We start from the raw sequence: 26,575 nt of genomic DNA on the forward strand, positions 1-26,575 counted from the left end.
GACAATGGAGGATAAGTTTCAGCATAAAAGGAAGTAACATGGCTAAGGTGGCGTTTATTGGACTTGGTGTAATGGGGTACCCCATGGCGGGCCACCTGCAGGTTGCAGGGCATCAAGTTACGGTATACAACCGCACCATCTCCAAGGCTCAGCAGTGGGTTCAGCATTATGGTGGTGAGCTGGCAGCCACTCCTAAAGAGGCTTCTCAAGGGGCTGAAGTGGTGTTTGTATGCGTGGGCAACGATGACGACCTGCGTCAGGTAGTATTAAACGATGACGGCGTGCTTGCCGGTTTAACTCCGGGGTCGGTATTGGTTGATCACACCACCGCCTCGGCAGATGTGGCCCGCGAATTGGCGGCGCTGGCGGCTGAGCTGGGCGTCGGTTTTGTCGATGCGCCGGTATCCGGTGGCCAAGCCGGTGCGGAGAACGGTGTGCTTACCGTGATGGCTGGCGGAGAAGTAGCCAGTTTTGAGCGGGTGGCGCCCATTATGGAGTGCTATGCTCGCTGCGCTGAACGATTGGGTCCAGTGGGCTCAGGCCAACTGTGTAAGATGGTGAATCAGATCTGCATCGCCGGTGTGGTGCAGGGGCTGGCGGAAGGGATGCACTTTGCTCAGCACGCAGGCTTAGATGGTGAAAAGGTGCTGGAGGTCATTAGCAAAGGCGCTGCGCAATCTTGGCAGATGGAGAATCGCGGCAGTACCATGCTCAAAGACGAATATGATTTTGGGTTTGCGGTGGATTGGATGCGCAAAGATCTGGGGATCGCTTTGGATGAAGCGCGAAAGAACCAAGCTCAGTTGCCGGTAACGGCGTTGGTGGATCAGTATTATGCCGATGTTCAGCGCCTTGGGGGCAATCGACTGGACACCTCATCGTTAAAGCTGAGGTTGCCTAAACCCTCAAAACCGTAATCCCAAAACAAAAATGCCGGTCTGTGTGACCGGCATTTTTTATTGGTGTTCAATTAGGAGTTGGCTTTGTAGGTTTCCAGTTCAACCTTGCTCACCGTGCCTAGCGCATCCGCGGAGCTGTGAACCAAGCTGACCTGACCTTTATCGCTTTCCACCAAGATCGCACGTTTGATCTCACTGAAGCTGATGCCCATACGAGCCATGCCATTCAGCGCCATCTGCATTGGCGGCAGGCTTGGGTTGTAGGCGGCGTTTTCCGCATAACGACCCACAAAGACTTGGCCTTTGTTGGTTTCAAGTACGATGGCGGCAGGTGTGTGGCTGTAAGGCGCGTGAGAGGCATTGGCCTCACGCAGGGCCCGCTGAACCAATGCGTCATCATTGTCTAACAGCATTTCATGGTCGTTACCGTCGAGCAAACCGTCTTCGATGTCGAGATCTTTGGGACCAAACGCATATGGAAGGTAATGAGTTAGAGGCTGTGGCTGCTGCTCTGGCAAGCGAATGGTCAGCCCTTCGTTGTTGTTCAGTTCGGTCATGAACTGGCGGCAATGACCACAAGGGGAGTAGTTAACGGTGATGCCCACCAGCTTGCGTTCTCCTGCAAGCCATGCGTGGCTGATGGCCGATTGTTCCGCGTGGACGGAGTGGAACAGCGCTTCGCCAACCAACTCCATGTTCGCACCCATGTAAGCATCGCCAGATACTCCGTGGGCGATGGCACCAACGTAGAAGTTGGAGATGGGGGCGTTAGACATGGTGGCAGCGATAGGGAGCAGAGCCAAGTAAAGCTCAGTGCCCTCTAGCCCAGACTGATCACTCAGGGTCTTGATCTGCTCGGCAGTAAGATGACCGGCAAACTGATCCCTTAGCATCGGCTCAATGGCGGTGGCCAGAGCCGGTGGCAGTTGAGTCAACGCCTTTTGAAAACGAGTACTCATCCTAAATCCTCAAATTATGGAACTGAATTACAGTTTAGGCAGTTTAACAAAATTTGATGTGACCGGGGTCACGCCCATCAGCAAATTTAGAGCATCTGGGCGCAACCGCCATCGGTTATAGGGATTGCAGGTAGTTATAGAGGGCTTTGAGAAGCGACATGCGCTGCTCATCTTGTTGATTTTGTTCGGCCAACTGTTCGAGATGCATCACATAATCGGGATTATTGATGCGTTCGTTACAGTGTTGCTGCCAACGAGCGAGCTCCACTTCCGACAAAGTGTTCGGAAAATTACGAGCTCGATAGCGGAAAAACAGCGTTGGTAAGCGCGGATCGTGAAATTGCGGTTCCAGTGCGGCTAGGTTTTGTGGGGCGGTACTGCGTACCAGCTCCATCTGGCTGCGATCTGCATCGCTGAAAAAGCCACCGTAGAGCTGCTGATCCACGTCGCGGTCGTCTGCTCCGTCCCGCTGCTCGGTATAGATTGCCGTGAGCTTTTCACGAATCTGCTGTTGGTGTTGTCGAAGCAGCTTGAAGTTGTCTCGACAGCGCTGCTTGTCGATGCCCAAACGCTTTGCTTGCTCATCTTCTAAAGTGGCCGCTGGGGCGATAAAGGGACTTTTGTTAAAGTGCAGCAGCTTAATGGGAACTCGTGGTTCGCCAGGCTCCAGATTCTTACTGGGGGTGTATAGCCGCTGCTTAAGTCGCTCTGCATCCCACTCGATAAGTGGACTGATATCTTGATGCATATCGACCACCACAACGGCATTTTTGTTTTCTGGATGCCAAGCCATTGGCGCCACGAGGGAGGCGCAGCCGTGCTCTGCGGAGAAGCGAGAGCTAACGTGCAGCAGTGGCTTGAGAGCCAGAACATCCACCAGCTTTGACACCGCTTGTTTGCGGCGCAGGCTGAAGTACCAATTGAACAGTTTTGGCTGCTTCTCTTTGATGAGTTTGGCCAAAGCGATGGTGGCTTCAACGTCAGAAACTGCATCGTGAGCTTTGCCATGATCCAAGCCATTGGCCGCGGTCAGGTGTTCGAGTTTAAAGCTTGGCTTGCCATCATCTCGAAGAGGCCACTCAATGCCCTCCGGCCGCAGCGCATAACAGGCGCGAACCAGATCAATGATGTCCCAGCGGCTGTTGCCGTTCTGCCACTCTCGAGCATAGGGGTCAAAGAAGTTGCGATACAGGCTGTAACGGGTCACTTCATCATCAAAGCGGATGGAGTTATAGCCAACGGTACAGGTGCCAGCAATGGACATCTGGTCATTAACCTTGCGCATGAACTCGGCTTCCACATCGCCCAAACGATTGGCCCGCTGAGGCGTGATGCCAGTAACAAACATCGCTTCTGGAGCGGGCAGGTAGTCGCCAGGCAGTTGGCAGAAAAGCTCGATCGGCTCGCCGATGGGGTTTAAATCCATGTCGGTACGAATCGCAGCAAACTGGGCGGGGTGATCGCGGCTGGGGTCTGCCCCCCATGTTTCATAATCGTGCCAGAGCAAGGTGGGTTGGTGTTGGCTCATGCTAACCTGTAATTTCAATCATTTGGGCTGAGTATACACCAATCCTGAAGTCTGCTGATGGCGGGGCGCGTGAAAATACGTACCCAATGAACGGCCGTTTTGAGTTGGTGTCGCGTCAAGTGGGAAATGTTGTCCGAAAGTTGATCTGAGTTAATTTGCCTACGTGGTTAAGTTGTTAGTATCAAAAATTAAAACTGTGTAGGTGACATGGATGGAGCACTTTCGAGATATAACCAGCTTTCACTCTATTGGTCGTGTTATTGATGGGCGACCAAAGTCATTAAATGATGTTGTCGATTACCTTAACTTTTTAAGTCAGATTATTTTCTGTGATACGGTATCAGTATCCGTTCTTGGTCCGAAGGAGATCACCGACGGGACACTCGATGTAGTGAATAAGTTGATAGCAATGGGGGTTCCACCAGAATTTGTTTCAAAATATTCTTATCCAGAGCAATCAGAGCGAATTCTTCAGAGAAACAGAATCTCCAATAATTTAATGCATGAGTGGCATGTTTGCTTTCCGATGCTTGAGTCAGCTAAAAAAGAGGAATTCCCAAAGGGATATTTTGAGATGCTGTCTGGTACAGTAGATATTTTTAAAGATGTATTTATTGAAGGGAAACCGGTATCGAATTATAAAAGTGAAATTATCTCTTCACTCGATGACGATGAATATAGCTACATGATTGGACTTATGTTTTCCAACGAGAATTTAGTTAATATAATAAGGAAGAATTTTAAAGAGAGAAACATTCAAGATGAGCATCTGTATGATTTTATTTCTAAATCAAGGAATAAATATAACTTATTATTATCTGAAGATTTAAAATTGGCCTTTACACCGACAGCTGCAAGAATGTTAAAAAATACCGAGACTGCGCATACATTAATTGATTCTTATAAGGAAAAAATGAAGGTTGATCCAAAGCAGGAGATGGAGTCGCTAAAGGTAACCGGTAAACAGTATGAGATCTCAATTCCAAGTGCCATCCATATGTTGTTGTCTCAAAATTCGACATCGGCTAGAGCGCTTATGGATAAAGCATTGAAGACTCGGGAAGCGTTGGGCTGGTATCGAAAGGAGGTGCTATCAGATTACAATACATTGAGGTTCTCGGGTAACCCTGAAGACGAAATCAAGTTGTCGAATCTCTTGAATGCCTCATATCGAGATATCACTTCTATATTGTCTGCCAATCAAGGGATCAGTAAGAGTTCGGTGTTTGGATATTTCTCTGTTGATCTATCTAGCTTTTCGTCAATGACTGGAAGTGGAAAAATGTTGGTAAGCTTTTTACAGTGGGTACGAAGTAAAGCTATATTTAGTCGAAATAAAGAAAGCTACTTGCTTACTCAAGAGCTTATTTACTATATGTCGAAGTCTGAACATGAGTACCAAGTTGCGATTCAGAAGTTGTATGTGGATCTAGGCGGTGACTTTGGAGATCTTATTTTAGGAAATTAGTCTGAATTTGATTCCGTGTTGGTTGGCGGTGTTCCTATCGTAATCACTGTCACCAACACTGAGAATTTCTTCTCTGTTAATCTTTCTATCTCTTATTATTTTTTCAATTATCTCAGATTTAGAGTCATACTTTAACGATGTTGTTATTACACGAATACCTTCAATATCGATATTGCATTTTTTGAGCTTTTCTAATGTCGAGGATAAAAAGTTTCCTGAAACTATGACGATTTCACATCTGGAGTCTTTAGCCTTGGTAAATAGCTTAAATCCGTCTTGATGAGTTTTCCAATCTGTTACCATACTGAAGTCTTCAAGTGCCGACTCTAATTCAGCGAATGCCGTGTTCTTGTTACTATCGTCAAAGACTGTATTAATGACGCTTGCAAAGGTGCGCTCTGAATAATGAACAAAGTTTCTCTGTGTTGGCTGTCCAAGTAATTTTTCTACTTGATCAAAAAAAAATGGGATCTCTTCTGAATTTGAGTGTACGAGAGTGCCATCAACATCGAATACAACAAGTTTTATAGAGCCCATTGCCAAATTCATATCGCCTATCCAATCTGTGCCTCTCGGCTCTATGATAATGATTTTGCGTCGCTTTGCTAGGGTAAGCTCTCCAACCTTAGTTAGGCTGGAGAGGGGGCCCTATTTGGGATTGAATAACAGCGCTTGAGCAGGAGCTGGGGTGATGTGGTAGAAATTACGACGCAGCAGTTCTGGCAGGCGCTCTAGAATCCGTGACTTTAAGGCCAATTTGGTTAAGCGTAACTGCTTTGCCAGTTGATTATCGTCAAAGGAGGCCATGGCTGGCAGGGCCACCGGAGCAAAGCTGAGGTGCCAAGGTTTGTACTGAGAGCCGCCCAATTGTTTGCTGTAAGGACGGAAAAAACCGAATCGAGTTTGGTTGTCTTCTAGCCAGCGTGATAGGCGACCGTTGGTGGCTCGACCCTGGTATTCGCCATGTTCCAACTTCAACCCCTCGCGGCTAATGGCATTGCCGTCGAAGAAGTCGATGTCGGTTCCCCAGTGGTGACGAGACGTGCCGGGTAGTGCAGACCAAGCGAATACGGCTCTGAGCAGCTCGTTATCGCTGATGGTTTCCAGATTGAGTGGATGCCCCTCTTCGTCGATAAGCGGACGCTTGCCCATGACTTTGCCGTTGTAGATGCTGAGCTGATCATCAAAACTGCGCCAACTGTTGGCGCACTGTAGGTCAAAGCCTGCGGTTCGAGCCGCAGCTTGAAGCTGCTTAAATGCCTCAGCGGTGCGAGGTTCAAGCTGATGGCCATCGACGTCGATAAGGTGGCTTTGGTCAAGCCCCATAAGTTGCGGTTGGCTTAGCAATCTCGCCTCTCCAATATTGTTTTCTGGTAGTCTGCCTGAGTTTAACGATTTGGCATAGCCTTGAAGGGAATTGTTTTTTATAAGCCTCTGATTTAATGGCGTTCAGTCTATTGGGGTTGAGTAGAAAAATTCTTCAAAGGGGGAATTCTTGTTACCATAGTGTCAATTTCCTTGTGTTGGTGGAGTCCATGTCTGAGCTGAAGCACTTTATTATTGGCCGCCGAGGTCGTAAGTACTTCGAGTGTCAACTGGACGGTAAGTACAAAGCCAAATTGGTTATCAACCACATCAGTGACGGTTTTGAGTCGGAGCAATCGGTGTTCGTGGAGGTAAATGACCTCAGCCAGTTTACCAAGTTCGGTAACCGTCTAAAGTTTGAGCCCCTGCGGCAGGTGTCGGAGAACGCTGTTGTGGAGTCACAGCGTCAGGCTGAGCTTCGCGCACAGGCCACCAAATGGTTATGTCTAGCAGAAGATGATGCCAGTGATGGCAAGCACAGCACCAATGCAATAACGAAAGCGATTGAGCTTGCCGCAGCCCACCCAGTGCTTGGGGCGCGTTTGGCGCAGCTGAAAAATCAGATTGAGCTGAATCATCAACAGCACCAACAACAGCGTTTAGAGCAGAAACGGCTTAAATTCGCCAAGCGCAGTCAGAGCGCAGAAGATGGGCCGAAACTCAGGGCGCTGTTCCCCTTAGATGCCCTGCCTAAATTTGCTGTGGCCGTGGAGTTTGACGCTCAGCAGGTGGAATTTGTCGGCAAGGGCAAGGCGTTTGAGATTAAGGCCCATCATGTCAATCAACACGGCGCTAGGCTCGCTCGCCATTTAGGCGAACAAGGCTGTTATTGCTACTACCGATTGATCCTTTAAACTACCATTCCCATAAAAAGTCGTGTTAATGGGCACCACTTTTACGGGGCTGCTTCTCTTGTTATCCATCACCACCTGTTATTGAGAACCTTATGTTCAAGTTATTTGAAAGCCTGACACGGCCTTTTCCTGTGGAGGAGCCATCTCAGCCACCGGCGAATCTGTTGGCGTTTTGTCGCCATTACACCAAAGGGTTTGAGTGGCCATTGATTATCATGGCGCTGCTCAGTGCCAGCATCGCCATTGTTGAGGTTTACCTGCTTGGGTTTATGGGGCAACTGGTGGATATGTTGGCCAGCCACAACCCACAGTCATTCTGGGCCGAGGAACGCAATACGCTGATCTGGATGGGAGTGGTGGTGTTGGTGGTGGTGCCAGTGCTGTCGGTGTTTCATTCGCTGCTCATTCATCAAACGCTATTGGGGAACTACCCAATGTCGATCCGTTGGTTGGCTCATCGTTACTTGCTAAAGCAAAGCATGAGTTTCTATCAGGATGAGTTTGCTGGCCGCATCGCCACCAAGGTGATGCAGACCGCGTTATCGGTGCGCGAAACCGTGATGAAATTGCTGGATGTGCTGGTGTATGTGTCGGTGTATTTAACCTCGATGTTGGTGATGATGGGGCAGTCGGACCTGATTTTGATGCTGCCCATTTTGCTCTGGCTATTGGCGTACATCGGCATTCAATGGTTTTTTGTGCCGCGCATGAAGCAGGTGGCGACACAGCAAGCGGATGCCCGTTCGATGATGACCGGTCGTATCGTCGACAGTTATTCCAACATCACGACGGTGAAGCTGTTTTCCCATGCTGACGCTGAGGTGGAGTATGCCGAAACGGGCATGCGTTCATTTTTAAAGACCGTCTATTCTCAGATGCGTTTAGGTACCTGCTTTGGCCTGAGTGTGGATGGCATTAACTATCTGCTGCTGTTCTCGGTGGCGGCGCTTTCCATCGGTTTATGGATGAATGCGGCGGTCAGCATCGGTGTCATTGCGGTCGCGATTAGTTTGGCGCTGCGTCTTCAGGGCATGTCGAAATGGATCATGTGGGAGATCAGTGCCCTATTTGAAAACATCGGTACGGTTATCGACGGCATGAATACCCTATCTAAGCCGGTGGCCATTGAAGACAAACACGATGCCAATACCTTGGTGGTGGGGCAGGGAGCCATTGAGTTTCGTGACCTTAGTTTTCAATACGGTAAAGATGAGAAAGTCATTGAGCACTTTGATCTGAACATTAAGCCGGGAGAAAAAGTGGGATTGGTGGGCCGCTCTGGTGCGGGCAAGTCCACACTGGTGAACTTGATGCTGCGCCTGCATGAGCTTCAGGGAGGCTCAATCTGCATCGATGGCCAAGATATTAAGACGGTCACCCAGCAGTCTTTGCGGGCTCACATTGGCATGGTGACTCAAGACACCTCTTTGCTCCATCGCAGCATTCGTGAAAATATCCTGTACGGCAAACCCGATGCCACTGAGACGCAGCTGGTTGATGCGGTTCGTCAGGCTCAAGCCGATGATTTTATTCGTGGGCTGGAAGATAAAGAGGGCAATCGAGGCTTCGATGCTCAGGTGGGCGAGCGGGGCATTAAGCTTTCCGGAGGCCAGCGTCAACGTATCGGCATCGCTCGAGTACTGCTCAAAGACGCGCCGATATTGGTGTTGGATGAGGCAACCTCAGCGTTGGACTCTGAGGTGGAAGCGGCGATTCAGGAGAGCCTGTATCAGTTGATGGAGGGGAAGACGGTGATCGCCATTGCCCATCGGCTTTCGACCATTGCAGCGATGGATCGCCTGGTGGTGATTGACCAAGGCCGCATTGTTGAGCAGGGCTCTCATCAGGAGCTGTTGGAGACCGGTGGTATCTATGCGCAATTGTGGCATCACCAGACAGGCGGTTTTCTGGCGGAAACCTAAGTTAAGAGCGCTTCCCAAACAAAAAAGCGGCGAGATGATTCTCGCCGCTTTTTGCGTTTAGCCGCTGATTATTGTCGCGTTTGGGATTTGTCCGCAGGCATTGCAATGCACAAATAGAGCCCGGCCAACGACAACACCGATAGGAATATGATGCTGCCTCGAAGCGCGCCGTAGAGGCTAATTAGGCAAGCAAGAGACGCTCCTAGAGGTACAAGTGCCAATGCCCTTCGGGAGTGCTTTTCACTGAAGCTGCCCTGCTGATTAACGATGAGTAAACCGATGATCGCCAGCGCGATGGCGGCAATCATCAAAGCCGTTGTGATCATGTTTGCTCTCCTTGCTGTTGAGGTGCCACATCCGGCTGACTCTGATTGAGTTTACCCACGGTGCTCCAGCGCCAATGTCCCCACAGTAGCAGTGGCGCTAGGCCAAATAGGGTGAGGTTAACGCCCGTTGAAATGTAGTGCTGTGTATCCGCCATATTGAACGGGTGACTGCCACTTAATAGGGCGTCCAAGGGAAGCACCGTGACCAGCAGCAGTGCGGTTAGATTGACCATGATGGTGGTCAGTTTGGCGCTGTTTTTCCACACCATTGCGATCAGGGTGAGCAGTGCCCAACTGCCGAAGAAGCTGCCCATAATTATGGGGTTGGGTGCGGCGTCTATCCAAACGTAATTTAACATTAGCTGTACAGGGAACAGCAGGGCACAGGCAACCACCAACCCACCGCAACTGCCGAGAATAAGCCGGTTGAAGCGTAGGTAGGTATTGCGGCTGTATTTGGGGTTAGCGGCATTAACGCCTCGTTCAAGCCACAACATCAAGCCTGTGATCGGCAGTAGTGCGGTAGATAGCCCCAGTATTGCCCAAAAGACTTTGACGATGATGCCGCCGAAGTTGCCAAAATGCAGCGGTCCCATGAGATCCAGAATCTTGCCCGACACGCCTTCAATTTTTCCAAACTGACCATAGGCGTCTAAGAACTCACCGTTGTTGCCTTGATACTGCATTCGCAGTGGGTGCATCTGCTCGGCTTCAAGCAGATTAAAGTAGAGCATGGCGTTTTCATCACCATAGCCAAGTACGTTGATGTTGGTGACATAAGCGCCTTGCTGGTAATTCTGGGCGTGAGTTAGTGCTTTGGCCAAGTGGGTTGGCTGATGCACGTGAGTTAATACCGGATCCGGCATGGTATTGAAGGTTTGAAGCAGCTTATCCTGATCCCCTTCGAAGCTAACGAAGGCCGCGGCTGGCACCAAAATCACCAAAGCCAAACCTAAAAAGGCTCCGGTAAAGGCGATAACGCCATGGAACAGCATGCCCCATATGCCCATCACCTTATGGCCATCGTTAAGCAGCAGGGTTTTGGTTTTTTTGGTCCGGAAGGTGAACATCTGCTTAAGCACTTTCCGGTGAACCACAAAACCTGTGATGATCGACAGCATCAGCGTAAGCCCCAGTACCCCGGTAGTCAGAAGTCCCCAAGGGCGCCCCATGTGCAGATCGGCGTGGAAACCCACTAAGAAATCCGCCATGTCCATGTCGTAATTTTCAAATAGCGAGCGCAGCTCTCCCTCCTTGCGCTCGATCAGCTCCAGCGTATGGGGATGAATCTTAAACTGAATGGCGACCGCAGGCTGCTGGGGAACCGTGCCCTCTTTGTGATCTTCAAAGCGGATATAAAGCTCGGCAGCACTTCGAACCCCTGGTAGGGCTACCTGCACCATATGCAGGTAGTTTTCCGGTACCTGCTGAGCGTATTTGTCCACCAGAGTTTCAATTTGAATTGGAGTCAGCTGCGCCGGAGTGCGGATGTCGTTATTGGCCCAGATCTTAAGCTCTGGACGACCAAAGACCGAGACAGCACCGGTAAAGGCGATAACAAACAGTAAGATACCGGTTACTAATCCGACCCAGCTGTGGAGAACGTACAACTTTTTAATGTTGATGCTTTTCATATTAAGCCTTTGCCATTAACAGTTGATAGGCGATGAGCGCCCCATGAATGCCCATAAGCCCGAGCATAAGCACCAGAGGCTGCCACCACTTTTTGGCCATGTAACAGTAGATGACTAAGGCACACCAGATAAAAGGAAACAGCAGAATAGGCATGGCTATCTGATCGGCCTTATTCAAAGGCATGTAAACCGTCATGCCCGGAATCAGCACCGTTGCGGTAGCCAGTGATAGAATCACCGCGCAAAACAGCCTGACTCTGGGCCTTGAAAAAGTGGATTGCGTCGACATAGGATTCTCCTTGTTGCGGGTTAGTGGGCGTCCCTGCTCCACTAACCGTTAGCCTTGTTAGAACTGGTAGCTGATGCGGGCACCGTATTCACGTGGCTCGCCAGCTCGTACCAGCCAAGAGTTTCCGTCCAGACCTGGAGCATTGGTGGTCAGGTAGAATTCATCCGTTAGGTTGGTGATGTAGGCGTCAAGCTTGATGTTGTCGCTGAAAAAGTAGCCAGCGGATAGATCAACCAAGGTGCGAGATTCAAGCTTGGCGGTGTTTTCAAAATCGGCGTAGCTTTCATCTTGGTAACTGACGGTGGTGCCAACATAGAGCTTGTCGGTGACAAAGTAGCGACCACCTACAGTGGCGCTGAGCTCAGGGCTGAAAGCAAAACGGTTGCCGCTGTAATCGGTTTGGGTGCTGCCATCTTCAATCACAAAGTTCTTAAACTCGTTCTTCGACAGGCCCATGTTGGCAAACAGCATCAGATCTTCATTGGGGTTGTAGCTTAGCTCTAGCTCGGCACCGTAGATCTCCGATTCGCCCGCGTTTTCAGTGACGCAGTTGATGGTGCTGCCATCGATGCAGCGCGTGACCTGCTGATCGGTCCAATCACCAAAGTAGGCGTTGGCGTTGAATGTCAGGTCGCCGTCTAACCATACAGAGCGAAGTGCAATCTCAAAGTTGTTTAGGTATTCCGGATCGTATTCAGAGCGAGTTCCCGCGGCGTTCAACTCTACTCCACCGGCGCGGTAGCCACGCTTGTAGAAAGCGCTAAGAGACAGGTCGTCACTAAACTTGTACGTGATGCCAAGTTGGGGCAGCAGCGCGTTATAGTCGACACTTTCCTCCGGGTTGACCACGGGCACCAATTGGCTGGCGAGAACCTGATTTACCTGAGTGACTCCCGCTTCCACCAGTGCGCCGCTGCCGGGTTGCAGCATTTCTGCCATCTTACCGGCGGCCACAGGATCGGGCAGGCTGCTTCCCGGTGCCAATGAGTTCATGACCGCAGTGGTGTATTGCTGCTTTTCGTGGTCAAAACGCAGGCCTGCATTGATGGTGATGTTATCGGTGAGGTAGTAGTCCCACTCAGTAAACAGGGCTACGTTTCGGGTTTCACCGTCGTAGGGCTGCAGTACGTTGACCTCAAGCAGTTCTGGGTAGAACGGCAGCAGAGAGCCGGGAACTCCAAGCGCAGCCGGTGCCAAGTTAATTAAGCCGGTGGTGTTGTTAGTCAGATCCACCTCGGTGTAATAGAGGCCGATGACCCCCTGAGCACGGTCACCGCGGTAGTTCAGTCGCAGCTCCTGAGCCCAGTTTTTATCTTCGGCTGTGCGCCCTCGGAAGGCATTGCCGCCCTCTGGGCCTTCATCATCGTCGTCGAACCGGTCGTAATCGCCTTTGATGTAGGAGGTGATGCTATCGAGGCTCAGGCTGTCGTTGATGCGGTAGTCGATGTTGATGGCCGCAGAGTAGGCATCATAGTGCTCTTGGGCGACCAGATTGGCCGAATTTTGACGGCTTTCAAGGCCGGTGAGATCAGCTCGATAGATATCTTGGCCTCGCTCAGATTTGGCGTACTGGCCCATAACATTGATGGCCAGATCGTCAGAGGGCTCAATCAAAAATTGGCCGCGAATGGTTCGGCTTCGGCGAGCATCGTAGTCATCATCACCTAAGGTGACGTTTTCCATGTAGCCGTCGGTTTCGTCGTATTGGGCGGTCAGGCGCAGTGCCATGTTATCGGCTACCGGCAGGTTGAGCATGCCTTCAACAGATTGACGACCATCGTTGCCGCCACCCACACGCACAGCGCCTTCGGTCTCACCGATTACCGGCCGTTTAGTCTGTACCACGATGGCACCAGCGAGGGCATTTCGACCTACGTTAGTGGATTGTGGGCCTCGGAGAATTTCCACTTGCTGAACATCCCACAGCTCTTTGGGGCCAAACCGGTTGGCAAAACCGGTGTAGGCAACGCCATCGATGTAAAGGGTGCCCATGGCACCGCTGCCGCCGCCGGTGGCGGCTGAGTTTTGGGTAATGCCTCGAATACCGAAGTTTTCGCCATTACCGAAATCGTAGGCGTTCGCGGTTTGGTTAAAGATGTCTTGAAACTGAAATAGGGGCATTACCTCAATCATGTCGTCGGTGACGACGGCAATGCTTTCACTGGTGTCTTGGAGCGTACGCTCCAGCTTTTGGCCTATGACGGTAATGACCTCTGGATCATTATTGGTATCAGCCCAAGCAGAAGTGGCGAGTGCTGCGGAAACTAATATGCCAATTTTGCTTTTATTCATGGCTTTACAATCCCTTATGTAAGTTACTTCTTTATAATTTTGATTGCGGAATCTTAATGTAAACGATAAGGGTTTGCACTAGGGTTTGCGGTTTTAGGTGTGAATCGTGTGAGAGAATCGCAATTCTTCTGTTAAGAGCCTGTCCTGATTATGGAAATTACCTGAGTGTCTCTGCTAGCCCTTTATGGGTATTTTCCCTTTTGAATCATGTGCTTCTGGGGTTTTCTTCACAGTTTCTTTGATGCCAAGTCGTGCTTTTCAGCGGCAGGTGCAACACTAATGACAGATCGGATTGATTGTGGAAATGAAACGGGTGAACTTCTCAACACTGATGGCCGCATCGGCCCTATTGATTACTGGTGCTGTGCAGGCATCTTCTGAGCCTGCCAAGTTGACGCAGGCGGTAGACGCCATTACCGCGAGTTGGTCGTCCACTGAAACCAATCTTGAGCGGCATGATCTGCTGGCCGAGCGTCCTGCCCTAATTTGGTTGTGGGCTGGTTCTGGCTACGACAAGCAGTTCAACTCTCCTCGCGGTCACCAACTGGCGGTGAGCGACGTCACCACCATTTTGCGTACCGGTAGCGGCGAAAAATCCGCAAGCTGTTGGACCTGTAAAGGGCCAGGCTCTGCAAAATTGATTGATGAACTTGGGGAGAATGGATTCGCCAGTCGCAGTTTTGCTGAGGTGGGCAGCGACATGACCGTTTCCGTAGGGTGTAAAGACTGCCATGCGGAGGGGGATTATGCGCTTCAGCTGCCTCGTCCTCATGCTCAGAAGGCGATGGCCAAAATTCACATGCCTTTTGCGGAGCAGAATAAACGGATGCAAGGAGCTCAAACCTGTGGTCAATGTCATGTGACCTATTACTTTCAGCCGGAGCAGGCCAATCGAGTAAACATCCCGTGGATTTTTGGTAGCAGCGCCGATCTGATCGAAAAGTATTACGATACTCGGCAGTTCTATGATTGGATTCATCCCATCTCCGGAGCGCCGATGGTGAAAGCTCGCCACCCTGAGTTTGAACATTGGAGTCGCAGTGCTCACGCAGAGTTGGGGGTCACTTGCATTACCTGCCATATGCCGGAGCAGAAAGACGCCAATGGCCGCGCTTTTCACGATCACAATGTGAGTCATACGTGGCAGAACTTTGATGGCGCGTGCAGCGGCTGTCATGACAGCGAAACCCAGCTGAAACAGCAAGTCGCGAACCGAAAGCAGCAGATCAATCAGGCTCGCACTGAAGTGGAAGCGCTGTTGGTTAAGGCTCATGCGGAAGCAGGGGCGTTGACTGAGGCCCGAGTGAGCTTCAGCGAAATGGGGGCGGCGTTAATGGACATTCGTCATGCTCAGTGGCGCTGGGATTTTGCGACCTCCTCCCATGGAGTCCATGCCCACAACCCGAAAGAGGGACTTGAGCTGTTGGCGGTGGCCAAACGACAGGCCACGATGGCCAGAGCCCGTCTTGAGGTGTTATTGGATAAGTATCCTGACGCCAAAGTGGTCTATCCCGATCTGTCCTCAAAGGCGGCCGCCCACAAGGCGATTGGTTTTGATGAGGCCAAAGCCCAAGCTCAGAAAGAGGCGTTTTTGGCTGAGAAGGTGAAGGGCAAATGGCCAAGTGTAACAAGCTTGAGTCAAAGCCAGTCACAATAGAGGTGAGGCCGCATTCGTATGCGGCCTTTTTAATTCTGGTATTTCAGCAGCGTCATTAGTGGTTAATTATGGGGCTGATTTAATCAGCTCTCATACTGCGTTAGTAAACCTCACTTTAGAACCCCTAGAGCTTCGCTTTACTGCCTTGTCTGAGAACCGATTAACTTCAGCTGAATGAGCGGCTCATTAGTGTGATTGGTATTAAAGGGCCGCGATCGACGCGGCCCTTTCTGTTAATGCGGAATGTTGCGTTTAAGCACCAGATAACCAATGACGGCGGAGATGCCGGAGCCCAGCAAGATCCCTAAGCGTGACATGTCTGAGAAATTGAGCGTTCCGGCTTCAAAGGCTAGAGATGAGACAAACATCGCCATGGTAAAACCGATGCCACACAGCATGGCAACGCCAAAGAGTTGTACCCAATTGACGCCCGTTGGCAATTTCGCCAAGTTCAGTTTTACGGCCAGATAGCTAAACCCAAGGATGCCTAAGGGTTTGCCGATCACCAAGCCTAAAGCGATGCCCATAGGCAGCGGTGAAAATAGGTCACCGATGGCCATATTATCGAAATTGACGCCGGCGTTGGCGAAGGCAAAAACGGGCAAAATCAAAAAGGTGCTCCACGGATGTAACTGATGCTCTAGGTACTCCGATGGGCTGTGGCCGCTTTCATCCCTCGGCAATGGAATTGCAAAGGCCAACACCACGCCCGCTAAGGTGGCGTGCACACCAGATTTCAATACGGCGACCCACAGTACGGTGCCCATCAACATGTAGGGCATCAAATTGCGAACGCCCAAGCGGTTCAAAATAAACAACCCTGCGATGGCCACCGCAGCGATCACCAAGCTAATGGTGGAAAGCGGGCCGCTGTAGAATAGGGCGATGATAATGATGGCAAGTAGGTCGTCGATGATCGCCAACGCCAGCAGAAACACTTTAAGTGCCAGAGGTACGCGGCTGCCTAATAAAGCCAGCACTCCCAAAGCAAAGGCGATGTCTGTTGCTGCAGGAATGGCCCAGCCATTGGAAGCGGCGCTGCCTGGGGCATTAAGGCTTAAAAAGATAAGGGCTGGCACCAACATGCCGCCGATGGCTGCGATGCTGGGCAGTGCGGCTTGGCTGACACTGGAGAGTGTGCCTTGCAGCAGTTCGCGCTTGACTTCTAAGCCGATCAACAGAAAGAAAAACGCCATCAGCAGGTCGTTAACCCACAACAGCAGCGGCTTGTGAATGTCCAAATGACCGATACGTACCTGCATCGGCATATCTAAAAAGGCGTTGTAGACCCCTTGCAATGGCGAGTTGGCCATCAACATCGCGAGCATGACCATCAAGATCAGGATGATCCCGCCAGCAGAAGGCTGATTGAAAAAGTTCTTAATTGCAGTGGTCATCAAAGGCTCCTTACTTAAGGCGCTCCAGTCTAACCAGCACATCGCAGAAACAATATCCGAATTTATTTATGATTTAATTCGGGATTTTCGATGTTTAAAGGTTTTGTTATCGGATTAGTCGAGCTCTATAACTGGTAAGCATAGGATTTATTGTAAAAATCTGCTCAATTTTGCTTTTGTTTAGGGCTTGGATTCGAGCAGGAGCTGGAGGTTGAAAGTTTGGGGAGCAGTGCAGTGAGTCGCTTGAAGAACGTGAGTAATCCTTGCCAATGCGCACCGTCAGCACGATACAGTAATTCGTTGAAGGCACTCTCAATATGTTGAAACTCTTCGGTTAATTCTGGCCAGCGCTGCTTGGCCGCGCTCATAACCTGGTTCAGAGAGTCGTTGGCGGGTGTGGTAAGGCCCGCGCTGACCATTGAGCGGTGCAATCGTTGCCAACCAAGGGTGGCCAGGGCTATTATCAGCCTCAGTTTGACAGGCTCAGAGCCTTTAGTGCGTCGATACAGATACAAAAGGGCGCTCACCAGCATCAGTGACAACAGGGCAAGCTGCCAATGGCGAGGAGTGCCAGTTAGCTGGTGCCACAGTGCTTTTAACGGTTGTAGATCTTGGTTTAATTGCTGCCAACTGCTGCTTGAGGTCAGCCAGTGGGAGGCGGAACTGTGGCTAAGCCATTGTTGCCAGCTTTGAGTAAGCTGATGCCAGTCAAAGTCCGCTGGATCGGTTTGTGGTCGATTGATCTCGCCGACGGTGGAGGTTGGGTCCAGCTGAATCCAGCGACCTGTGACCCAGGCTTCGACCCAAGCGTGGGCGTCTTTCTGCTTGACCACGATTTCGTTATCGTTGATTTCGCCGCCATAATAGCCCACGACCATCCTAGCCGGGATTCCACTGGCTCTAAGTAGAACCACCAAGGCGCTGGCAAAGTGCGCACAAAAGCCCTCTCGACTTTCAAATAGAAAATCGTCGATCTGATGGCTGCCCAAGAGCCTAGGGGAGAAGGTGTACTGAAAGTCATTTTGCTGAAAGTAATTCATTAACCACAGCACCCTTTCACTGGTGAGCGGCCGGTTTTCCATGGCGAGCTTCGCCAGAGACAGGGTTTGTGGGTTCATGCCATCGGGGAGTTGCAGATAGTAGTGATCGCTTAATCGCTTTAGGCGATCTGCTTGAGGTAAGTAGGAAAATCGTGGCGATTGTGTGGCGCCATATTGACGCCGCCACTGCTGTCCAATCAACGCAATCGCCGCGTCATTGAGGTTGTGGCTTCCTTTTAGATTGGGGTAGTTGTCCTGACTGTGATCCCAGTGCGTGATTCGGTAGGTCACCGGTTGCGCCTGAGTGGAGAATTGCGGCTTAGGGAGCGGGGCGGCGATGGCCGGCGGTCCATGCCACTGTTTGCCATCGAAATGGGTTAACAGGTAGACCCGCCAATAGAGCTCAGTGGGATCCGGTGCTTGAGTGAATTGGGCAACGAAAGCCAGCTCGTCGGATTGGTTGAGCTGGCTGATGTCACCAAGCTCTAACCGTTGACTCAGGCCTGTGGTTGCCGCGGAGTGTTGTAAGTTAGCTGACCACAACAGCTGCGGCTTGGGCAGAACCATGAACAGCACTAGGGTGAGAGGTACGCTGATCGCCATCAACTTGATGGCAAACTTAAGGTTGGCTGTTGCGCTCTGGGCGCGATGAAGGCTAATGAGTACCGCTAAACTCAGCAGCATCAGCGCCAGGGCGGATAGCAACTTCAGAGCCGAATATTGGTGTATTAGGCTTAGGGTAATCAGGAAAAACGCCACCAACACTAAGGTCAACATATCGCGGCGAGAATTGACCTCAAGGGACTTAAGGCTAAAGCCCACAGCGATCAGTATTGCCAGTGCCGGAGCCATGCCGTGGCTGATGGCGTAAGGCAACAATCCCAGGCTGGCCCCCAAGGTTAAAACAAACAGAGCTGGGCCAGATGGTCTGGGCAGCTTATTGAGGTAGACGCCGAGTTGCCAGCACACGGCACCGTTCATCAGCAGCAGTGTCCACCACGGCGCGATGCCAATGAGGTGAATAATCAGCATCTGCTGAGTCAGTAGCAGCCAGCCTTGAGTCTGGCGATAGGCCCTCATGACTCCGTCGCCTTAGTTGGGATTTTGGCCAACAGGTCAAGGCACTGCTTTAGGTGACCAGCGCCTAGGTTTGGGGGAATCAAAGGCGTCTGTTGGTGGGGCGTTCTCAGGCCGAATGGAATCCCCTGTTGATGGCACTGAAGCAGCTCTGTGGTGAGTTCGCTAAGGTGGCGTTCTAATTGGTGGTGCTCAGTGCAAAGCTCGAACTCCGCAGGTTCAAGGACAGAGCTGAAGGTCTTCGATTGCAGCCCTTTGCCTTGAGAGAAGGGTTTCCAAGCAATGCGACTAAGGGACTCTCCCGGCTTCCAAGGGGCTAAGACATCCAGTTCATCCAATTCATCTTTGGTTTGTTGGGCCAGTTTCGGCGTTGACGATGGGACAAATTTGGGCGATGGCCAAACCCACAGCAGTTGTTCAATTTCCATCAGCACCTGAACTTTGCACAGACCCAAAGGGTATCTGGAACTGACATACAGAGGGCTGGGCTTGAGGGCGCCGCGGCGTATGGTCTGCTGTTTAAGGAGCAAAGGTTGCCAGTGTTTACCTAGCTGGAGAAACCGATTGTGGTACTGCGGGTCGAGCTTAAGTTGGATCTGATGTCCTGTGCGGCGGTGACGTACCGAAAACTCCAACTGGCATGGGGCACCGGCGTGGGGGCTTTGATAGCCAATGAGGCGAATGTGCAGGCCATAAAGGTTGTAAGCACATAGGAACCAACAGCTGATGAACAGGCTAAGCATCAATAGGGCGAGCAGCAGAATCAGTGGATTTTGGTAGCTGCTGCCAAACAGATACATGACGATACTGAGACCCAAAAAGAAGATGCCAAATCGGGTCGGCATGACCTTGAGCTCAAGCAATCCCAAGCGATGTTGCCAGAGCGATGTGCTGTGCATTAGCGTATCGGGTTGACCAGCTCAAGCAGCCCTTGAGCTAGGTGTCCTGAACGGTTGTTGGTTAGGTTGCTTGAGAGGGAGTAATTGGCAGAACCGTTGTCTAGGCGATGCTCGGTAACGGCGACAAACACCGCTTGCACATCATCCGGTGTCACAAAATCACGTCCGTGGAGAAAGGCCCAACTTTTGGCACAAGCAAACAGCGCTCGACTGCAGCGCGGAGACAGTGGCGCGCACTGCTGCTGACGACTGAGCTGAATCAGCTCCAACAGGTAATCGAGTACCGATTCCGCCATGTGGATCTCTGAGGCGGCCTGCTGCCATTGGCGCAACGTAGCAACGTCTATCTGCTGCGTCAGCGTTGTGCTGTGATCTGCAAGATGCTCTCCTTTTAGCAGTTGGCGCTCCGCCTCCACGCTGGGAAAACCAAGGTGAATTCTCATGGTAAAGCGGTCTAGTTGAGACTCGGGCAGGGGGAACGTGCCACTTTGCTCCTGTGGGTTTTGGGTGGCGATGACGAAAAATGGGCTGGGTAACTCTCGGGTTTGGCCTTCGCAACTGACGTTGGCCTCCGCCATGGCTTCCAGCAGGGCACTTTGGGTCTTTGGGCTAGCGCGGTTTATCTCATCGGCCAACACCACCTGATTAAATAGCGGTCCAGGATGAAACTCAAAGGATTGGCTGCTGGGATTGAGAGTGGCAAAGCCGGTCAGATCCGCGGGCAGCATATCGGCGGTAAATTGCACGCGTTGGTGGCTAAGGCCCAAGGTGGTGGCCAGCGCCTGTGATAGGGTGGTTTTGCCTACGCCGGGAAGATCTTCAATCAGAAGATGGCCTTTGGCGATCAAGCACGACAACGCCAAGCGAATCGCCACGGGTTTGTCTAAAAGTACCTGCTCCAACTGGGCGATGACCCTGTCTATCTGCTGTTTCAAAGCATCCTTCCTAAATGGTGAACACAGCTGATAATAAGGGTAGTCAAATTACCGATTATTGGTGAGGGTTGGCCTCTGTTGTGTGGGTGTCATCGGTTTAAATCTAGCTCCGTGATGATGATGGCAATGACGCTGCTGGGCTCATTCGCTTTTGAAACCACTGCTTAACGAACGCCAGAAATAGGGTCAGTCGGTAGGGCTGGTGTTTACGAGTGGAGTAGAGGGCGTAGATCCCTACCTCAGGAAAGCTGGCCAGCTCTGATAGAGGCATAAGTGCGTTGGAGCGCGCCGCCTCTTCGGCAAAGATGCTGGGCACCAGCCCAATTCCCATTCCCATTTTAAGAGTGCTTAGTAGCGCATCGGTGCTGGAGACCACCAGAGACCAAGGTTGTCGATTGCTGATGACTTTGCCATTGACCTGAAGATGCCAGACATCACCATATCGGCCACTCCCCATGTGGATGCAATCGTGTTGGTCTAATTCCTGAAACTGCTTTGGGGTGCCCTTGGCAGCGAGATACTCAGGGGCGGCATAAAGGCCAAAACTGGTGGTGCCCAGTTTGGTGGCGATCATCGACGAGTCTTGCAGGTCAAATGACAGGCGAAAGCTCAGATCGATCTCCTCTTCTATCAAACGGGTTTGGCCATTGTCGAGAATAAGATCGAATCGAATCTGCGGGTGCTGTTGTCGAAACGCTTGAATGATCTGAATCAGGTTGTGGCTAAGGCCATCGGGAGCACACAGACGAATCAGCCCTGAGGGATTTTGCTGGTGGTCGCTGCTCAAAGAGTCTTCTAATTGAGCAATCTCATTGACGATCCTTTTGGCCCCTTGGTAGTAGTCTTTGCCTCCCGGGGTGAGTTGCATGCTTCTGGTGGTACGGCTGAGCAAGATGAAGCCCAGCTCATCTTCCAGTTTGGCGATCTGCCGACCAACGATGGCTGGCGTGACGCCTAGGCTGCGAGCGGCTTTGGCAAAGCTGCCTTTCTCTACCACGCTGCAGAACAGCTTCATGGTTTTGCATTTATCCATTCGATACTTTTTGTATTTTATGAAGTGACTTTTCGCTCAATTGTTGCTCAAGGTTATATTAATTAGGCTGTGCTTTACCAACTTTTGTGAAGCAGGAGCCTAGGATGAAACTCACTAAAGCCTCAATTTTGATGTCAGCGTCGCTGCTATTAGCGACGGCCTCTTCCACCCCATTGGCGGCGGCGCCCGACTTTGATCCAAGTAAACCGGTGATGACAGAGCTCAAATCTGGCGTATATCAATACTCGCAATTTTTTTACAACAGTTTGGTGGTGGTGACCGATGAGGGGGTGATTGTCACCGACCCGTCCGGAGAGGTGCGTGCCGAGGCGATGTGGGAGGCCATCCAAGCACTCACGTCCAAGCCGGTAAAGTACGTGATCTATTCACACGACCATTTTGATCACTCCCGAGGTGGGCAGATCTTCAAAGCCCAAGGGGCGGAGTTTGTTAGCCAAGAGAAGTGTACCGAGCTATTGAGTCGCGATTTAGAGGACCGAGTTGTCGAGCCGGACATCACTTATGAAGATAAGTACGCCATTAAGCTGGGGGACAAGCAGGTGGATCTGCACTATTTCGGCCCTAATGACGGCGACTGCATGAGCGTAATCCACATGCCAAAGGAAAAGGTATTGCTGGCCATGGACTGGCACCTTCCGGGTTACGTCAACGAACCGTATCGGCTCAACACCCACAACTACGTTGCGATATTGAATACCTTTGAGCGCACTTTGCAACAGCTTGAGTTTGATACCGTCATCAGCGGTCATATGCCTAGCTCGTCCCCACAGGCGTTTCAGGAAGACCATCGTTTTCATAAAGCGTTGTTTGATGCGGTTTGGTCTGGCATTCAGGCGGGAAAAACCACGGAAGAGCTAAAAAAGAGCATTAAATTGCCGGAATTTAGCCATTGGCGTGGCTATGAGGAGAACCTGCCCGCTCACATTGAGCGTATGGCGTACTCCATCTGGCATGGCAACTAAGCGGGTGCATTGATGAAATTGTATGTCTTTGATAGTTGTCCCTACTGCACTCGGGTGAGAAGCTTTTTGGGGCTGACTGCGCTTAAGGTTGAGGTTGTGCCCTTGGTTTTTGGCGAGCGGCCATTATTAGCTATGCGCGAGTTGGATCGCTTCACGGTACCGATGTTGGCGAGCTTTGGCGTTGAGGGTAAGCCCGAACTGATGACAGAGAGCCTGGAGATCATTCGGCATCTGGATAATTTGGCAGAGCCGCAGCTTGACCGTTATCAGCTCAGTGGCCCAGTTAGCGTGGCATTGGCGTCGATGCGAGTGGTATCGGCGCGTCTGCTTTATCCGAGAATGCCGAATTATCAATTGCCCGAGCTGGGCTCTATTGATGCCTTGGCCCAGTTTGAGTCCTCCAGGGTTGAGCTGATAGGTCAGAGCTTTGAACAGGCGCTAAACCACACTCACGCCTATTTATCGGAGCTTCAACCACTATTGGAAACGCTGGAATCGGTGCTGAATCTTGAGCCCCTACTGAATCTGCAGCGTGGCGCTACCATTGACGATCTGGCGGTGTTCTCCGAGCTTCGAAACTTAACCATGATTACCGAGCTCCGTTGGAGTTGTGGGCTCAAGGCTTACCTAGATCGGATGAGTCAGCTGACTCAGGTGCCATTGTATGGAACGCTTCTCATACAGGAGGCTGGATGCAAATAAAGAAGCTGATGGCATTGGCGGTGGTATTCGCGCTGGTGCCTTTGGGACCGATGGCGATAGACCTTTATCTGCCGTCGTTTCCCCAAATGATGACCGTATTTGAGGCATCTGAGCCTCAGATTGGGCAGACCATTAGCCTCTATGTGCTGGCCCTTGGTGTAGGACAACTGATCGCAGGGCCAGTTTCTGATCGCAAAGGACGAAAGTTCTCTGCCATGTTGGGGGTGTTCTTTTATGGATTAGGCAGCGTTTTGGTGTTGTTCTCATGGTCTTTAGAGGGGCTTTATGGGGCTCGTATGATTCAGGGGCTGGGAGCGGCCTTTACCATGATTACCGCCATGGCTTGGATTCGAGATAACTATCAAGGCGCAGAGGCGGGGCGCTGGTTGAGCTACTTAGGAGGCGTCACCAGTGCGGTGCCAACGGTCGCCCCGCTTTTGGGAACTCTGCTGGCAAGCTACTGGGGGTGGCAAGGCGGGTTTTGGGTGATGGCGTTATTGGCAGCCCTGCTGTTTGCGATGGCTTATTTTTGCTTCGATTCTCCGAAGCCGTGCCAGCCAACCATCGAGGTGGTCAACTCCCAGCAACTGAAGTGCCGCGTTCGAGACATTCTCAGCGACCGACGCTTTTTGACTTACTCCCTTGCCAATACGTTGAGTTTTGGTGGGCTTTTGACCTACATCTCGGTGGCTCCCATCGTCGGTTTGACTCAGGGTGGCTTGTCTCAATGGACGTTCTCGTTGATGTTCGGCGGCATTGGTGGGCTGCAGATTTTATCCAGCCTATTCGCCCCGTGGGTGATAAACCGGTTAGGGCGTCGGCGTACGGTTCGCTTTGGAGCCAGTGTGATCGCTTTAGGGGGAATCGGGTTGCTGTGGGTGGATGAGGTTTACGGCTTTTTTGTGCTGGCGGCCATGGGAGCCGCAGGCTTTAGCTTATTGTCAGGCTCGGCAACGTCATTGGCTTTGGAGTCGTTTCGACACTGCGCCGGCCTAGCTAGCGCCATTGATGGCTTTGGCCGAATGATTGGGGCGGCGGTATTGGTGGCCCTTGCTACGAGTTTACTGGGCTCTGGTGCAATGACTTTGGCGGCAGTATTGCTGTTATCGGTGATTACGGTGGTGGCGATAACACTTCAAGGGCGCCAGGGTGAACCTGCCCACGAGAGGTAAAACTGCGGCCCCTCGCAGAACGCCTTGGGGCCGCAGAACAGGTCAAATTTCTCTATTTTAGACTGGCTTGATGGTCGGTAATGAAGCGCTCCATGGCTTGTTGTGCCCGCGTTTCGGCCTGCTGATACGCTTCGCCTTGGGCGATGGGCTCAATCACCTCGTAGTAACACTTCACTTTGGGCTCAGTGCCTGATGGTCGAATGATGACTCGGCTACCGCCTTCAAGGTGGTAGATAAGCACATCGCTGGCGGGCAGGTCGATGTTATCCACTTGCCCATCGGAGTGAGTGAGGGTGCCTTCGGCGAGATCGGCAACGGAATCGATGGCTTTACCTGCGATGGTGGTTGGTGGCGACTGTCTGAGCTGAGCTCCGATGGCCGGCGCACTGGGATCCAGCGCGATGCTGCGCTGGGCATTGAGGTGAATGCCGTGTTGCCGATACAAGCTTTCCAGTTGATCCCAGATGGTTTTTCCTTCGGCGGCCAGTTCAGCGGTAAGCTGGGCAAATACCACTTGAGCGGACAAACCATCTTTGTCCCACACGGTGGTGCCAATGGTGTAGCCAAGCGCCTCCTCATAAGCAAATAGGAATTGCGCCTCGGCCGTTTGTTTCTGCATGGCAACGTTAGTCAGCCATTTAAACCCGGTTAAGGTTTGGTAGTAATGTGCGCCATGAGCGGCGGCAATTTTGCTCAGCAGTGTCGAGGAGACAATGGTGTTGCCAACCAACTGCTTGCTGGCGTCGGTTTTACTCAGCAGGTAGTGACCGAATAGGGAACCCACCTGATCACCGGTAAGCATCTTGTAGTCGCCACTTTCGGTGCGCACGGCAACCGCAAAACGGTCGGCGTCAGGGTCGTTGGCACAAGCTAGGGTGGCGTCATGCTGTTTTGCTAACGCCATCACCATGTCCATGGCGCCAGCTTCTTCGGGGTTGGGGAAATTTACTGTCGGGAAGCTGCCATCCGGGTCTCGCTGCTCAGGGACGCTGTAAACCTTGTCAAAGCCAGCGTCAGTTAGAAGGGTCTCTGCCATGTTGGCTCCCACACCGTGCATGGCGCTGTAACTGAGCGAGATCCCTTTCGGATTGCTGTGATGGTTTAGCAAAGCGGAATCATTTAACGCATCACGATAGGCCTGGTAGTAATCCGCTTTTAACCATTGAAGCAGATGTTTCGCTTCGGCATCGGCTTTCGATAGAAGGGGAATGGGTTTGGTGGCCGCAATGTCGATCTGCTCGGCAATGTGCGCATCCTGAGGAGGAATAATTTGGGCACCGTTGTCCCAATAGACCTTAAAGCCATTGTATTCTGGCGGGTTGTGGCTGGCGGTGACTACTACTGCAGCCACGGTATTCAGATGGCGTACGCCAAAAGCGACAATGGGGGTGGCGGCGACGTCGTGGGTGAGATAGCTTTTAATTCCCAATGCGGCCAGTACCAACGCGGTGTCTTCGGCAAATTGCTTGGAGTCTGGGCGGCCGTCGTAGCCGATGACCACGCCGCGCTCTTTGGCGTCGCTAAAGTGGTTCAGAAGGTGTTGGCCTAGACCAGCAGCGGTTTCCTGAATTACCAAGCGGTTCATGCGGTTAGGACCTGCGCCAACCTTGCCCCGTAGGCCTGCGGTGCCGAAGGCAAGACGGCTACTGAAACGGCTTTCAAGCTCCTGCTGTTGGTGGTTGTCCAGAAGTTGTTTTAACTCTTGACGTGTTTTCGGGTCTGGATCTTTTGCTAGCCAGTCATGTACCTGTTGCATTGTGCTTCACCTATAGTCGAATTATCGCGTAAACCTGTGGATCAAGGTCGTCCGTTTTAGTGTAGCGATGTTTCGTGATATCAATTACCTAATTGATAATTATTATCATTATGAGGGGTGTTAGGTAAACAAAAAAATGAGCATTGGGACAATCGCTTCCTTAAATGGGTGAGCGCCGGTTTCCCTTGGGTGATAATACGTTGGCTAGGATAACGGCCTTCAAGCAAGTCAAATGCTTGAATGCGTGGTGGCGCTGTGTTGGCGCTCTTTGGGGTAAACTGGCGCCGAACTGCCTAAAACGTGGCTAGATGTCACCTAAAATACCGACTCAACGACAGTGAGTACGACAACCACTAGTTTTAGGTTCACAGACAATCACGGCACCTCA

General features: G+C 51.5%; 22 protein-coding genes. 8 read left to right on the forward strand and 14 right to left on the reverse strand.

The window, feature by feature from the left end; translation table 11 throughout:
- The first annotated feature begins 38 nt into the window (after positions 1 to 38).
- Complete coding sequence (locus FCL42_RS01700; protein ID WP_136861634.1) at positions 39 to 917, forward strand: NAD(P)-dependent oxidoreductase; 879 nt, start codon at positions 39 to 41, stop codon at positions 915 to 917.
- Between the two features lie 53 nt (positions 918 to 970).
- Here FCL42_RS01700 and cdd read toward each other — a convergent pair whose 3' ends face one another.
- Positions 971 to 1,858: a cytidine deaminase gene (gene cdd / locus FCL42_RS01705; protein ID WP_136861635.1), complete on the reverse strand. Its 888-nt coding sequence runs from the start codon at positions 1,856 to 1,858 to the stop codon at positions 971 to 973.
- 115 nt (positions 1,859 to 1,973) lie between these two features.
- Positions 1,974 to 3,386, reverse strand: coding sequence for an exodeoxyribonuclease I (gene sbcB / locus FCL42_RS01710; RefSeq protein WP_136861636.1), 1,413 nt, complete (start codon positions 3,384 to 3,386; stop codon positions 1,974 to 1,976).
- Between the two features lie 211 nt (positions 3,387 to 3,597).
- Here sbcB and FCL42_RS01715 point away from each other — a divergent pair, with 211 nt between their 5' ends.
- Positions 3,598 to 4,854: a hypothetical protein gene (locus FCL42_RS01715; RefSeq protein WP_136861637.1), complete on the forward strand. Its 1,257-nt coding sequence runs from the start codon at positions 3,598 to 3,600 to the stop codon at positions 4,852 to 4,854.
- Here the strand turns inward: FCL42_RS01715 and FCL42_RS01720 are convergent.
- Together FCL42_RS01720 and FCL42_RS01725 are read right to left on the reverse strand one after the other, a co-directional pair.
- Positions 4,843 to 5,403: an HAD family hydrolase gene (locus tag FCL42_RS01720; RefSeq protein WP_136861638.1), complete on the reverse strand. Its 561-nt coding sequence runs from the start codon at positions 5,401 to 5,403 to the stop codon at positions 4,843 to 4,845. The two genes, FCL42_RS01715 and FCL42_RS01720, sit on opposite strands and share 12 nt — an antisense overlap.
- Before the next feature lie 99 nt (positions 5,404 to 5,502).
- Positions 5,503 to 6,201: a M15 family metallopeptidase gene (locus tag FCL42_RS01725; protein WP_136861639.1), complete on the reverse strand. Its 699-nt coding sequence runs from the start codon at positions 6,199 to 6,201 to the stop codon at positions 5,503 to 5,505.
- Between the two features lie 188 nt (positions 6,202 to 6,389).
- Between FCL42_RS01725 and FCL42_RS01730 the strand changes: the two genes are divergently transcribed.
- Both FCL42_RS01730 and FCL42_RS01735 read left to right on the forward strand, forming a co-directional pair.
- A complete protein-coding gene (locus FCL42_RS01730) occupies positions 6,390 to 7,073 on the forward strand; it encodes a hypothetical protein (protein WP_136861640.1) in 684 nt (227 codons plus the stop codon).
- A 92-nt stretch (positions 7,074 to 7,165) separates the two neighbouring features.
- Positions 7,166 to 8,995, forward strand: coding sequence for an ABC transporter ATP-binding protein (locus FCL42_RS01735; protein ID WP_136861641.1), 1,830 nt, complete (start codon positions 7,166 to 7,168; stop codon positions 8,993 to 8,995).
- Positions 8,996 to 9,063: 68 nt separating this feature from the next.
- On the opposite strand, the gene FCL42_RS01740 is transcribed toward FCL42_RS01735, so the two are convergent.
- The 4 genes from FCL42_RS01740 to FCL42_RS01755 are packed head-to-tail and all read right to left on the reverse strand — an operon-like array spanning position 9,064 to position 13,536.
- Positions 9,064 to 9,321, reverse strand: coding sequence for a hypothetical protein (locus tag FCL42_RS01740; RefSeq protein ID WP_136861642.1), 258 nt, complete (start codon positions 9,319 to 9,321; stop codon positions 9,064 to 9,066).
- Entirely contained in the window at positions 9,318 to 10,955 is a 1,638-nt protein-coding gene (locus FCL42_RS01745; protein ID WP_136861643.1) for a PepSY-associated TM helix domain-containing protein, read from the reverse strand. The genes FCL42_RS01740 and FCL42_RS01745 overlap by 4 nt, the downstream gene beginning before the upstream one ends.
- Before the next feature lies 1 nt (position 10,956).
- Positions 10,957 to 11,244, reverse strand: a complete 288-nt coding sequence (locus tag FCL42_RS01750; protein WP_136861644.1) for a hypothetical protein — start codon at positions 11,242 to 11,244, stop codon at positions 10,957 to 10,959.
- A gap of 57 nt (positions 11,245 to 11,301) precedes the next feature.
- On the reverse strand, positions 11,302 to 13,536 hold the full coding sequence (locus FCL42_RS01755) for a TonB-dependent receptor (protein WP_136861645.1): 2,235 nt from the start codon (positions 13,534 to 13,536) through the stop codon (positions 11,302 to 11,304).
- Positions 13,537 to 13,840: 304 nt separating this feature from the next.
- Here FCL42_RS01755 and FCL42_RS01760 point away from each other — a divergent pair, with 304 nt between their 5' ends.
- On the forward strand, positions 13,841 to 15,193 hold the full coding sequence (locus tag FCL42_RS01760) for an ammonia-forming cytochrome c nitrite reductase subunit c552 (RefSeq protein WP_136861885.1): 1,353 nt from the start codon (positions 13,841 to 13,843) through the stop codon (positions 15,191 to 15,193).
- Between the two features lie 233 nt (positions 15,194 to 15,426).
- On the opposite strand, the gene nhaA is transcribed toward FCL42_RS01760, so the two are convergent.
- The 5 genes from nhaA to FCL42_RS01785 all read right to left on the reverse strand — a co-directional run bounded on the left by nhaA (position 15,427) and on the right by FCL42_RS01785 (position 21,574).
- Positions 15,427 to 16,590 (reverse strand): Na+/H+ antiporter NhaA, encoded by a 1,164-nt coding sequence (gene nhaA / locus FCL42_RS01765; protein ID WP_136861646.1) that lies wholly within the window; start codon positions 16,588 to 16,590, stop codon positions 15,427 to 15,429.
- A gap of 164 nt (positions 16,591 to 16,754) precedes the next feature.
- Positions 16,755 to 18,710 carry a transglutaminase family protein gene (locus tag FCL42_RS01770; protein WP_136861647.1) on the reverse strand — a complete coding sequence of 652 codons (1,956 nt, stop codon included), beginning with the start codon at positions 18,708 to 18,710 and terminating at the stop codon, positions 16,755 to 16,757.
- On the reverse strand, positions 18,707 to 19,606 hold the full coding sequence (locus FCL42_RS01775; RefSeq protein ID WP_136861648.1) for a hypothetical protein: 900 nt from the start codon (positions 19,604 to 19,606) through the stop codon (positions 18,707 to 18,709). Before FCL42_RS01775 ends, FCL42_RS01770 begins: the two co-directional genes overlap by 4 nt.
- Positions 19,606 to 20,541 carry an AAA family ATPase gene (locus FCL42_RS01780; RefSeq protein WP_136861649.1) on the reverse strand — a complete coding sequence of 312 codons (936 nt, stop codon included), beginning with the start codon at positions 20,539 to 20,541 and terminating at the stop codon, positions 19,606 to 19,608. Before FCL42_RS01780 ends, FCL42_RS01775 begins: the two co-directional genes overlap by 1 nt.
- A gap of 103 nt (positions 20,542 to 20,644) precedes the next feature.
- Positions 20,645 to 21,574: a LysR family transcriptional regulator gene (locus tag FCL42_RS01785; RefSeq protein ID WP_205729203.1), complete on the reverse strand. Its 930-nt coding sequence runs from the start codon at positions 21,572 to 21,574 to the stop codon at positions 20,645 to 20,647.
- Between the two features lie 104 nt (positions 21,575 to 21,678).
- On the opposite strand from FCL42_RS01785, the gene FCL42_RS01790 reads away from it, so the two are divergent.
- Genes FCL42_RS01790 through FCL42_RS01800 form a run of 3 tightly spaced genes read left to right on the forward strand, consistent with a single transcriptional unit; the run spans position 21,679 to position 24,431 of the window.
- Positions 21,679 to 22,557, forward strand: a complete 879-nt coding sequence (locus tag FCL42_RS01790; RefSeq protein WP_136861650.1) for an MBL fold metallo-hydrolase — start codon at positions 21,679 to 21,681, stop codon at positions 22,555 to 22,557.
- A 12-nt stretch (positions 22,558 to 22,569) separates the two neighbouring features.
- The gene (gene grxB / locus FCL42_RS01795) at positions 22,570 to 23,259 is read left to right on the forward strand and encodes a glutaredoxin 2 (protein ID WP_136861651.1); all 690 of its coding nucleotides are present in this window, start codon (positions 22,570 to 22,572) and stop codon (positions 23,257 to 23,259) included.
- Positions 23,250 to 24,431, forward strand: coding sequence for a multidrug effflux MFS transporter (locus FCL42_RS01800; RefSeq protein WP_136861652.1), 1,182 nt, complete (start codon positions 23,250 to 23,252; stop codon positions 24,429 to 24,431). Before grxB ends, FCL42_RS01800 begins: the two co-directional genes overlap by 10 nt.
- Before the next feature lie 52 nt (positions 24,432 to 24,483).
- On the opposite strand, the gene FCL42_RS01805 is transcribed toward FCL42_RS01800, so the two are convergent.
- On the reverse strand, positions 24,484 to 26,187 hold the full coding sequence (locus FCL42_RS01805) for a phospho-sugar mutase (RefSeq protein WP_136861653.1): 1,704 nt from the start codon (positions 26,185 to 26,187) through the stop codon (positions 24,484 to 24,486).
- Between the last annotated feature and the right edge of the window lie 388 nt (positions 26,188 to 26,575).

Source organism: Ferrimonas aestuarii, from assembly GCF_005116665.1.
Classification (GTDB): Bacteria; Pseudomonadota; Gammaproteobacteria; order Enterobacterales; family Shewanellaceae; genus Ferrimonas; species Ferrimonas aestuarii.